General features: G+C 65.7%; 12 protein-coding genes. 6 read left to right on the plus strand and 6 right to left on the minus strand.

All coding sequences use genetic code 11. The features are described from left to right. Positions 1-72: 72 nt before the first annotated feature. Entirely contained in the window at positions 73-1,257 is a 1,185-nt protein-coding gene (locus tag LB569_RS19260) for a Gfo/Idh/MocA family protein (protein WP_224693686.1), read from the plus strand. A gap of 71 nt (positions 1,258-1,328) precedes the next feature. Then, a complete protein-coding gene (locus tag LB569_RS19265; protein ID WP_140708615.1) occupies positions 1,329-1,664 on the plus strand; it encodes an excalibur calcium-binding domain-containing protein in 336 nt (111 codons plus the stop codon). A 13-nt stretch (positions 1,665-1,677) separates the two neighbouring features. On the opposite strand, the gene LB569_RS19270 is transcribed toward LB569_RS19265, so the two are convergent. Further along, on the minus strand, positions 1,678-2,154 hold the full coding sequence (locus tag LB569_RS19270) for an NUDIX domain-containing protein (RefSeq protein WP_224693687.1): 477 nt from the start codon (positions 2,152-2,154) through the stop codon (positions 1,678-1,680). A 173-nt stretch (positions 2,155-2,327) separates the two neighbouring features. Between LB569_RS19270 and LB569_RS19275 the strand changes: the two genes are divergently transcribed. Next, entirely contained in the window at positions 2,328-2,861 is a 534-nt protein-coding gene (locus LB569_RS19275; RefSeq protein ID WP_224693688.1) for a sterol desaturase family protein, read from the plus strand. 76 nt (positions 2,862-2,937) lie between these two features. Here LB569_RS19275 and LB569_RS19280 read toward each other — a convergent pair whose 3' ends face one another. The 3 genes from LB569_RS19280 to LB569_RS19290 all read right to left on the minus strand — a co-directional run bounded on the left by LB569_RS19280 (position 2,938) and on the right by LB569_RS19290 (position 5,452). Then, entirely contained in the window at positions 2,938-3,321 is a 384-nt protein-coding gene (locus tag LB569_RS19280; protein WP_224693706.1) for a YkvA family protein, read from the minus strand. A gap of 300 nt (positions 3,322-3,621) precedes the next feature. Next, positions 3,622-4,869 carry a DNA polymerase IV gene (gene dinB, locus LB569_RS19285; RefSeq protein ID WP_224693689.1) on the minus strand — a complete coding sequence of 416 codons (1,248 nt, stop codon included), beginning with the start codon at positions 4,867-4,869 and terminating at the stop codon, positions 3,622-3,624. Positions 4,870-5,035: 166 nt separating this feature from the next. Further along, positions 5,036-5,452 carry a winged helix-turn-helix transcriptional regulator gene (locus LB569_RS19290; protein ID WP_224693690.1) on the minus strand — a complete coding sequence of 139 codons (417 nt, stop codon included), beginning with the start codon at positions 5,450-5,452 and terminating at the stop codon, positions 5,036-5,038. A gap of 107 nt (positions 5,453-5,559) precedes the next feature. On the opposite strand from LB569_RS19290, the gene LB569_RS19295 reads away from it, so the two are divergent. The 3 genes from LB569_RS19295 (at position 5,560) to LB569_RS19305 (ending at position 8,312) form a co-directional block, all read left to right on the plus strand. Next, entirely contained in the window at positions 5,560-6,147 is a 588-nt protein-coding gene (locus tag LB569_RS19295) for a dihydrofolate reductase family protein (RefSeq protein ID WP_224693691.1), read from the plus strand. 190 nt (positions 6,148-6,337) lie between these two features. Then, complete coding sequence (locus tag LB569_RS19300) at positions 6,338-7,279, plus strand: alpha/beta hydrolase (protein ID WP_224693692.1); 942 nt, start codon at positions 6,338-6,340, stop codon at positions 7,277-7,279. Positions 7,280-7,367: 88 nt separating this feature from the next. Then, the gene (locus LB569_RS19305) at positions 7,368-8,312 is read left to right on the plus strand and encodes a sigma-70 family RNA polymerase sigma factor (RefSeq protein ID WP_224693693.1); all 945 of its coding nucleotides are present in this window, start codon (positions 7,368-7,370) and stop codon (positions 8,310-8,312) included. A gap of 22 nt (positions 8,313-8,334) precedes the next feature. On the opposite strand, the gene LB569_RS19310 is transcribed toward LB569_RS19305, so the two are convergent. Both LB569_RS19310 and LB569_RS19315 read right to left on the minus strand, forming a co-directional pair. Next, the gene (locus tag LB569_RS19310) at positions 8,335-9,078 is read right to left on the minus strand and encodes a 2OG-Fe(II) oxygenase (protein WP_224693694.1); all 744 of its coding nucleotides are present in this window, start codon (positions 9,076-9,078) and stop codon (positions 8,335-8,337) included. Next, entirely contained in the window at positions 9,075-9,623 is a 549-nt protein-coding gene (locus LB569_RS19315; RefSeq protein ID WP_224693695.1) for a methylated-DNA--[protein]-cysteine S-methyltransferase, read from the minus strand. The genes LB569_RS19310 and LB569_RS19315 overlap by 4 nt, the downstream gene beginning before the upstream one ends. Positions 9,624-9,772 lie beyond the last annotated feature (149 nt).

Below are 9,772 nucleotides of genomic sequence, written 5' to 3' on the forward strand. Positions count from 1 at the left end.
GGGTCTTCGCCGCGTCGCTCCTTGCTTCGCCATGGGATGACGACGCGATAGGGACAGTCAGGAGGAGAAACCATGGTCTACGCAACATCGGATGGAGCAGCCGGCAGGCGCTTGCGGGTCGGTATGGTCGGCGGCGGGCGCAACGCTTTCATCGGCGCGGTGCATCGGCTGGCCATGCGGCTCGACGACCAGATCGCGCTGGTCGCCGGCGCGCTGTCGTCCGATCCAGACAATGCCGCCGCCTCGGCCGCCGAAATCGGCATCGCGCCCGAGCGCAGCTATGCCGATTATCGCGCCATGGCCAAGGCGGAGGCTGCTAGGCTCGACGGCATCGAGGCGGTCGTCATCGTCACGCCCAACCATCTGCACGCGCCGATCGCCACCGCTTTTCTCGAAGCCGGCATCGACGTGATCTGCGACAAGCCGCTGTCGACGACGCTGGCCGACGCGCAAGCGCTGGTGACGCTGGCGCGCGCGAAAAACCGCCGCTTCGTCGTCACGCTCAACAACACCGGCTACGCCATGGTGCGCCAGGCGCGCGAGATGGTGATGGCGGGCGAGCTTGGGCGGATCGTGTCGGTGCATGGCGCCTATATCCAGGACTGGCTGACCAGGCCGATCGACGCCGACGGCCAGAAGCAGGCGGAGTGGCGCACCGATCCGGCGCGGGCGGGGCAGTCGGCGGTGCTGGCCGATATCGGCGTGCATGCCTTCAACCTGGCAAGCTTCATTTCCGGCCGCGAGGCCGAGTCGGTCTCGGCCGATTTGTTCACCGCCGTGCCCGGACGGCGGCTCGACGACAATGCCCATGTGCTGGTGCGCTGGACCGACGGCGCGCGCGGCACCATCCTCGCCAGCCAGACTTCGCCCGGCCACTACAACGATCTCTCCGTGCGCATCTATGGCGACAAGGCCGGGCTCGAATGGTCGGGCGCGCGGCCGGAGGAATTGCGTTTTTCCGTCTATGGCGAGGAAACCCGCACGCTGGTGCGCGGCGGCCATGGTTCGACGGCGGAAGCCCGCCGCGTCTCGCGCATGCCGGCGGCGCATCCGGAGGGCTATATCGAGGCCTTCGCCAATTTCTACCGCGACGCCGCCGACATCATCCGCGCCCATCGCTCTGGCGGCACGGTCGATCCCGCGCGAGCGGCGCAGGTGCCCGACGTGGTCGACGGCGCGCGCGGCGTGAAGTTCGTGGCGGCGGCGGTCGAGTCGAACGCGGCCGGCGGGGCGTGGACGGCGGCGCGGTTTGGGTGAGGTGGACGCCATTGTCACGGCGCTGGGGCGACGTTAGGTTGATTCGGGCACTTTAACCGGAGCTGGCGGGGATGCTCCTGCCGTTGTTACGCTGGCCGTCACCTCGTCGCCGTCTTGGCAGGCTGAGATGGGTGGCTCTGTTTGCGCCGTTCATTCTGCTTTCGGGTTACATCGTTTATGGCTTCGTCGGCATCCGGTTCGACACACCTTTTTCGGTGCTAAGGCACCTTGCCGCGTTTCCGAACTGCACCGCCGCCCGATTGGTCGGCCTCGCCCCCGCTCGAAGGGGCGAACCCGGCTATTGGCCGACCCACGATGCCGACCATGACGGTATTGCCTGCGAGCCCTGGCATGGTGGCAGCCCTAGCGGCGTCAGGGTTCATCGTTACTGGTCCACCAGCCGCTAAAGCGCCTTGCCGGTTACTTCGTTGTCCTGTCCAGTCGCTCCACCAAATCCGATAGCATCGGGCGTTGCCCCTGCAAAATCTTCACCTCGGCCTCGGCCAAGCTGAACCAGCCGGCTCTGTCGACTTCCGGAAATTCTTTCATCGACCCGGAGCGCGGCGGCCATTCCATCGTAAAAGTGTTGCTCTTGATCGCGGCCGCATCGATCTCGATGTCGGCCTCGACGGACCAGGCGATGACGATCTTGCCGCCCGGCTGCTTGTAGTCACCAAGGCGCGTGAAGGGGCCGTCCATGGTGATGCCAATCTCCTCGCTTGTCTCGCGCCGTGCCGCCGCCAGCTCGTCCTCGTCATCGTCGACGAGGCCCTTGGGGATCGACCAGGCGCCATCGTCCTTCTTCGCCCAGAACGGGCCGCCGGGATGCACCAGCAGCACCTGGATGTCACCGCCGCCGCGGCGATAGATCAGCAGGCCCGCGCTGCGTTTTGCCATGTTTGCATGTCCGTTCGCGGTTGTGGTGCGAAGTCGACCGATTCCGCATCCGGTCTTGCACCTGGGAATTGCGACGCTATGTCAGGCGCATGCGCATTGCACCTCATGCGCGAGTCCGGCAATCTGATAGCACCGTTTTTGGGGCGGCGTCGAAAGTCAGGTGAGGCGTCCGAATGCAGCTGGGTCTGATCGGCTACTATAGCGACTTCGTGGTCTATCCCCTGGTGATCGCCGTGTTGGGGGTGGCCGGGCTGATAGAGGCCGGAGAAGAGGGCGCGCCGGACTGGATCGGCACCGTTCTGATCTGTCTCGGCCTGTGGACGCTGATCGAATACGTCCTGCACAGGTTCGTGCTGCACCACATTCCCTGGATACGGGACCTGCACGACCGTCACCATGTCGAGGAGCGCAGTCCGGTGGGCACGCCCACCTGGCTCAGTCTCGGCGTGCATGCGCTGGTGGCGTTCCTGCCTGTCTGGATGGTGTCCGGCTTCGTGACCGCGAGCGCGGTGAGCTGCGGGCTGATGCTGGGCTATCTCTGGTACATCAGCGTCCACCACATGATCCATCACTGGCATCCGGCGCATCCGAGCTATCTCTATACGCTGAAGCGTCGTCACGCGGTGCACCATCATGTCGACGAGAGCGCCAATTTCGGCGTGACGTCGATATTCTGGGACCGGATTTTCGGTACCGCGCGGCCTTGACGTGGGCAGGGGCTTTTCGACAGCCACAAACATGATTTGTGGTCTGCTCGGCGATGATAAACGCCGGGCCTGAAATCTAGGCCGAGCAATCTGGCCAGAATAACCAGATGAACGCGGCGGCCATCAGAATCCAAATTCCAACGATGAATACGAGACCGCCACGGCTGGTCGGTTTGGATCGGCGAATGGCGTCCGCGCGAAACTCGGCCATCAGATCGGCGGGGATCAGCTTCACCGCAAGCAGGACGCCGAGCGGTACGATGATCAGGTCGTCCAGATATCCGAGTACAGGGATGAAATCGGGTATCAGATCGATAGGACTGAGCGCGTAGGCGGCGACCATGCCGGCGGCAACCTTGGCGTACCACGGAACGCGCGGATCGCGGGCGGCCAGCCACAAGGCCATCACATCGCGCTTGATGGCCCTTGCCCATTGCCTTGCCTTGTCAAGGATGGTCACACGGCAACTCTCTTTTGTAAGATCTCGGACCGTCGGCGTCTCCGCTCCCTTCGCCTCTATCATTGCAACCATGTTCGCGATCTGCAAACTGACCCGCTACCTAATTTCGCCTCTTCTTGATAAGCCTTGCCTGCCGGATGTTGGTTGCCGCCAGACGCTTGGGCGTGGGGAATTGCGGTGAGGAAGACCTATCAAAAGCCGGAGCTGGTGAAGCGCGAGCCACTGTCCGCCGTGACCGCGGCGCCGCCTGGTCCGGGACGTTGATCCGCAAGGCGTGAGCGCCGGGGAGGGCTCCTCCGCTCACAGTTCCTTTTGCGCCAATTCCCTGAATTCGTCGGGCACCGAGCGGGCCGCCTCCAGCGCCACCGTGCCGTAGCCGACAGCCTGCTTGCCGAAGCGCTGGCGGATCTTGTCGATGGCGCGGTCGGCGCCGAAGCGGGCGAGGCCTTTCTGGCTGCCGGGGCGGCGCTTCTCGTCGGCGAGGCCGAGCGGCAGGTCGAGTTGCAGCTCGGCACTCTCCTCCAGGTGCGAGACCGAGATCGCCAGCAGCGAGATGGTTTTCTCCCGTGGGTGGTCGGCGAGGACGCCGCGCACCAGATCTCCCGCGATCTCGGCCAGCATGGCGGTCGCCGAGATCGGCTGCTCCAGCGTGATCGAACGCGTGATGGCGCGGAGATCGGCAAAGCGCACGCGCACCGTCACCGTGCGGCCGGGGCGGTTCTTGGCGCGCAGCCGGCTGGCGACGCGGTCGGCCAGATGCAGCAATGTCGGCACGATGACGCGCGCCACGGCGGGTTTCATCCCGAGCGCCGACTGCGCGCCGGCCGAGTGCGCCCGGCGCTTCGTCTCCAGCTTGCGCGGATCGCGGTTCCACGCCAGCGCCGCGAGCTTTTCGCCGGCGGCGGGGCCAAGCAGCCGGGCCAGGGCGCCGCTGTGGGTCCGGGCCAACTCGCCGATGGTCTCGACGCCGATCTCGGTCAACCGCGCCCTGGTGGCCGGGCCGACGCCCCACATCAGCGAGACCGGCAGATCCTGCAGGAAGGCAAGCTCGGTGCCGGGGTCGACCACCACCAGCCCGTCGGGCTTGGCGACCTGCGAGGCGATCTTGGCCAGATGCTTGGTGCGCGCGACACCGATCGAGATCGGCAGGCCGAGTTCTGCCCGCACACGGCCCCGGATCGCCGTGGCGATCTCCCGGGGTGAGCCGAACAGATGCGTGCAGCCGGCGACATCGGCGAAGGCCTCGTCGATGGAGATGCGCTCGACCACCGGCGTGAAATCGTCGAGGACCTTGATCGCCGCGTCACCCAGCCGCTGGTAGTGGCCGAAATTGCCGCCGACGAAGATCAATTGCGGGCAAAGCTCACGCGCCTTGCGGCCCGGCATGCCGCCGCGCACGCCGAAGACACGCGCCTCATACGAGGCCGCGAGCACCACGCCGCCGCCGACCGCGATCGGCTTGCCGCGCAGCGTCGGGTCGAGCAATTGCTCGACCGAGGCATAGAAGGCGTCGAGATCGGCATGCAGGATGGTTGCCGTCGTTTCCATCCCGTTCCGCTCATCCGCGATTGCTGATAGATCGGAACGAATAGAGAACAAAAAGGGATCTCTGTCAATGTGAGCCGTGGCATGCCCGTGGCCGGTGCTTTGCAGCGGGACTTGCGGGCGGCGCCGACGTTGCGGAATCCTGCTGCTTCGGTCCAGTCGCCCTTGCCTACACAAGATGCTCCGCCCGCAGCGCCGCTTTCATCCGTTCCAGCGCCGGTTCGCCGCCAGCCGCCAGTTCGTTTGCGATGCGGGCCAGCTTGTCGTCGGACTTGCGGTGCTTGCTGCCCCAGGCGCCCAGCGTGGCCAGCACCGGAAGCAAGTCGATGCCGGCCTCGGTCAGCCGGTAGATCGCCTTCAGCCCGTGGCTCGGGTCGTCGCTGCGGGTGAGGATGCCTTCGTCCTGCAGCGTCTGCAGCCGCTCGGCCAGCGTGCGCGAAGAGATGCCTTCATCGGATTGCAGGAACTCGCGAAAATGCTTTTTGCCGGCGAAGACCAGGTCGCGGATGATGAGCAGCGTCCAGCGATCGCCGAGCAGTTCCAGCGACAGGTTGATCGGGCAGCCGGATCTTTCGCGGGTCGACATTTATATGGTTCCATTTTTAAATCAATTTACTATTGACATCATTGTTCGCATGCGTCAAATGGTTCCGAAAGTAAAGCATTTACTGCGCGATCCGAGGAGGACAATCAATGAAAAAGCTCATCCTTCAGATGCAGATGTCGGTCGACGGTTTTGTCGGCGCCGAGGCCGATCATCCGTGGCAGCTCTGGGAGTGGGGCGACGACAATGGCTGGGACGCCGAGCTGAAACGGGATTTCAACGCCGTGTTCGCCGGCATCGACACCATCCTCTTGAGCAGCAAGATGGCCGAGGAGGGCTATCTCACCCATTGGGGCAAGGCGGCGCGGAAATATCCGGCCGATCCGTTCTATGCCTTCGCCCAGCGCATCGTCGAAGCGCGCAAGGTGGTGCCGAGCGACAGGCTCGAGGCCTCGCGCTGGGAACGCACCACGGTGGTGAGCGGCGTCCTTGCGCGCGAGGTCAACGCGCTGAAGGCGGGCGAGGGCGGCGACATGGCCGTCTTCGGCGGCGCCGGTTTCGCCTCGGCGCTGATCGCGGCCGGGCTGGTCGACGAGTTCCAGCTGTTCGTCAATCCGGCCGTGCTGGGCGCCGGCCGCCGTATCTTCGACCAGGGCGGCTTTCACAAGCTGCGTCTGCTCGGCTCGAAGGCCTATGCCTGCGGCATGGTGGTCAACCGCTACGCGGCGGCTGGCTGACCTGGCCGAAATATGGTGCGGGCAGAGTCCCTTGCCGGCCTGTCTTCGCCTTTCGCATGCTGTTGCTGGCAAGCGGCCGTCAGCCATGCCCGGAGATAAACGCATCCCGTCCGTATCCTTTTTGTCGGCCCGTCCGTCTCAAGCTTCGGACCATCGCGAGACACGCGATCGGCGGATCGAGGAGACCATCATGGCAAGCATCGAGAGCGAGGCGAACAGGAACCATTACGCGGCGATCGCGGCCAATGCGGGCAAACTGACCAGCCCGCAGGCGATCATCGACCACAACGATGTCCACTGGACGGCGCTGACGGGCGAGCCGCGCGGCGTCGACTATATCGAGGTCGATGCCGGCGGCGTGCCGGCGATGTGGGTCGTGCCCAAGGGCGCCGACGACGAGCGGGTGCTGTTTTATGCGCATGGCGGCGGCTTCATCGGCGGCTCGATCTACACGCATCGCAAGCTGGTCGGGCATCTTGCCAAGGCCGTCGGCTGCCGGGCGCTGGTCTACAACTATCCACTGGCGCATCAGGCCAAGCACCCGGCCCAGCTCGAGGCCGCGATGGCAGCCTGGAACTGGCTTGTCGACCAGGGCTTCGACCCCGGGCGGATCGTGATCGCCGGCGATTCCTGCGGCGCGGTGCTGACCTATGGCGTCTTGCAGCGGCTGCGTGCGCAGGGGCGGCCGTTGCCCGTCGCCACGCTGATCATCTCCGGCTGGTTCGACATGGCGATGACCGCCGCCAGCTACGAGACCAACCGCGAAAAGGACCCGGCCTTCGCCAGGGGAGCCGTCGATTGGCTGGCGGCCAATTTCATCGGCGATGCCGACCGGCGCGATCCGGAAGTCAGCCCGCTTTATGCCGACCTCTCCGGCTTTCCGCCCGTCTTCCTGCAGGCCGGCGCCGACGAGACGCTGGTCGACGAAAGCCGCATGTTCGCCGAGCGTGCGCGGCAGGCCGGCGTCGAGACGCGTCTCGACGTCTTTGACGGCATGCTGCATTCTTTCCAGATGATGGCCGGGCGGGCGCCGGAGGCCGACGACGCGATCGGCCGCTTCGCCGCCTGGGTGCGGCCAAAGCTGGGACTGCCGGATGCCGCTGATAAAGTTGCCGACAACAGGGCGGCCTGACCGTGGACCATCTGCCCGGGTCGAGCGTCGTGCTTGTGAATGTCCGGCACTTGCGCGATGCTGGAGTGACGCTGAGCGACGTGCCGCGATGAACCAGCAGATCCGCAAATCCGATCAGACGGCGCAAGGCATTGCGCCGCGCCTTGAGCCCGAAGGCCTGTTCGACATGCGCTACAGGGCGTTCCTGGAGACGGTCTCGCATTTGCGTGTCCGTCTGCACCGCTACTGCGCGCGCATGACCGGTTCGGCTCTCGACGGCGAGGACATCATGCAGGAGGCGCTGTTCGAGGCCTATCGCAAGATCGAGCTGCTCGACGATGCGCAGGCGCTGCGGCCGTGGCTGTTCCGCATCGCCCATAACAGGTGCATCGATTTCATCAGGAGCCGCCGCGCGCGGCTCAAGGCCGAAGCCGGCTATGCGGCCGACGACATCGTGCTGCCTGTCGAGCCCGCTGGTCTTGGCGCCGGCCGCGCCATCGAGCGGCTGGTCGTGCACCTGCCGCCCAAGGAGCGCGCCTGCGTGCTGCTCAAGGACGTCTTCGACCACTCGCTGGAAGAAATCGCCGACCTCGTCGGCTCGACATCGGGCGGGGTGAAGTCGGCGCTCAACCGCGGCCGCGCCAAGCTCGCCGCCTTGCCGGCGCAACCGGTCGCGGCGCCGGCACACGACCCCGAACTGGTGCAGCTGCTTGGCCGTTATGTCGAACTCTTCAATGCCAGGGATTGGGACGGCGTGCGGGCACTGACCAGCGCCGATGCGCGGCTGCGGGTCTCGGACTGCTACAATGGCTTGCTCTCGGCTTCGCCCTACTTCGTCGAATACGAGCGCGGCCCGCCCTGGCGCATGCGGCCGGACGCGATCCCAGGCGCGGTCGAAGGGGAGTTCGTGCTGGTCGTCGACCGGCTGCATGGCGAGGTCTGGCGGCAGGATTATCTGGTGCGGATCCATGCCGAAGGCGGCGTGATCAAAAGCATTGCCGACTATTATGCGTGTCCCTGGATCCTGGAGATGGTGGCCGCGGACGCGGAATGAAGCGCTTCATGCTCCATGACGCTCACTTTGCATCGTGAAAAATGATGCCCACCGTGTGGCGCATGCCCGAGCGCAGGCGGCTGACGCCGTGGCGCAGATTGACGCGGTAGTTGCCTTTCGTGCCCTGCACCGGCCGGTTGTGGACGGCGAAGGCCACCGCATCGCCCTGGCGCAAGGGCACCACCTCGACCCGGCTCTGCATGCGCGGCCGCTGTTCGGTCAGCGCGAATTCGCCGCCGGTGAAATCCTCGCCGGGCTCTGAAAGCAGGATCGCCACCTGCAGCGGGAAGGCGAGGTCGCCATAAAGGTCCTGGTGGAGGCAGTTGAAGTCGCCAGGCATATATTGCAGCAACAGCGGCGTCGGCCTGACCTGGCCGGCGGCACGGCACTGGTCGAGAAACGCGCCATGCGTGGCAGGGTAGCGCATGGCGATCCCCATGCGCTCGTTCCACCGGTTGGCGATCTCGGCCAGCCTGGGATAGAGCGCGCCGCGCAGGCCGCCGACGAGGTCGGGCAGGGGATAGCGGAAATAGCGGTATTCGCCCTTGCCGAAACCGTGCCTGGCCATGTGGATGTGACTGCGGAAATGTTTTTCGTCCGTGTGGAGGCCGGCGATCTGCCGGCACTCTTCAGGCGAGAGCAGCTTTTCCATCACCGCGCAGCCGAAGCCGTCAAGTTCGGCGGTGAGCGCCGACCAGTCGTAAGTGGCGATGCGTGTCCGCGCGGCTTCGACCAGCGATGCGGCAACCCTGGCGTCGGCGTTCATATCGCCGCCTCCCTTTCCAGCAAGGCGCGCTTGCGCTCGATGCCCCAGCGGTAGCCGGACAGCGAGCCGTCGGCGCGCAGCACGCGGTGGCAGGGAATGCCGAACGCGATGGCGTTGGCGGCGCAGGCCGTCGCCACGGCACGGGCACCGTCCGGCATGCCGAGGCGCCGGGCAAGGGCGGTGTAGGTGACCGTGACGCCGCACGGTATGGTGCGCAGCGCCTCCCACACGCGCTGCTGGAAGGGCGTGCCGTGGCGCGTGTCTAGCGGCAGGTCGAGACCGGCGCCGGGCGTTTCAATGAAGCGCGCGATCGCCGCGAGATCGTCGCGCAGGCCGGCTTCGTCCTCGATCAGGACGCTGCCGGGGAAGCGGTTGGCGAGATCCTGTTCCAATGTTTCGGCGTCGGAGCCGATCAGCATGGCGCAGATGCCGAGATGGCTGCGCGCCACGAGGATGTTTCCAAGCGCGGACTGGCCGATGGCGTAGGTGATGGTCTCGAGGGCGGCGCTGGTGGCCGCCGTCCCATGGGTTTGCATGTGGTTCATTGCCTTCACTCCTTCTGTGTGTCTGAACCCTAGCCCCATGCCGGCTGGTCCTCACTCCGGTGCTTGCTTTCAAATTCAAATTGCAACTTGTGGATGGCCGAGTTCTACGGCGCCCCCCTCTGTCCTGCCGGACATCTCCCCCCCTTGGG

The organism is Mesorhizobium sp. BH1-1-4, from assembly GCF_020165665.1.
GTDB lineage: Bacteria > Pseudomonadota > Alphaproteobacteria > Rhizobiales > Rhizobiaceae > Mesorhizobium.

Excerpts from the sequence above, each read along its gene's own strand:
- LB569_RS19260 (WP_224693686.1), top strand. The coding sequence starts at position 73 with ATGGTCTACGCAACATCGGATGGAGCAGCCGGCAGGCGCTTGCGGGTC.
- LB569_RS19275 (WP_224693688.1), top strand. The coding sequence starts at position 2,328 with ATGCAGCTGGGTCTGATCGGCTACTATAGCGACTTCGTGGTCTATCCC.
- LB569_RS19300 (WP_224693692.1), top strand. The coding sequence starts at position 6,338 with ATGGCAAGCATCGAGAGCGAGGCGAACAGGAACCATTACGCGGCGATC.
- LB569_RS19295 (WP_224693691.1), top strand. The coding sequence starts at position 5,560 with ATGAAAAAGCTCATCCTTCAGATGCAGATGTCGGTCGACGGTTTTGTC.
- LB569_RS19290 (WP_224693690.1), bottom strand. The coding sequence starts at position 5,452 with ATGTCGACCCGCGAAAGATCCGGCTGCCCGATCAACCTGTCGCTGGAA.
- LB569_RS19315 (WP_224693695.1), bottom strand. The coding sequence starts at position 9,623 with ATGAACCACATGCAAACCCATGGGACGGCGGCCACCAGCGCCGCCCTC.
- LB569_RS19305 (WP_224693693.1), top strand. The coding sequence starts at position 7,368 with ATGAACCAGCAGATCCGCAAATCCGATCAGACGGCGCAAGGCATTGCG.
- dinB (WP_224693689.1), bottom strand. The coding sequence starts at position 4,869 with ATGGAAACGACGGCAACCATCCTGCATGCCGATCTCGACGCCTTCTAT.
- LB569_RS19265 (WP_140708615.1), top strand. The coding sequence starts at position 1,329 with ATGCTCCTGCCGTTGTTACGCTGGCCGTCACCTCGTCGCCGTCTTGGC.
- LB569_RS19310 (WP_224693694.1), bottom strand. The coding sequence starts at position 9,078 with ATGAACGCCGACGCCAGGGTTGCCGCATCGCTGGTCGAAGCCGCGCGG.
- LB569_RS19270 (WP_224693687.1), bottom strand. The coding sequence starts at position 2,154 with ATGGCAAAACGCAGCGCGGGCCTGCTGATCTATCGCCGCGGCGGCGGT.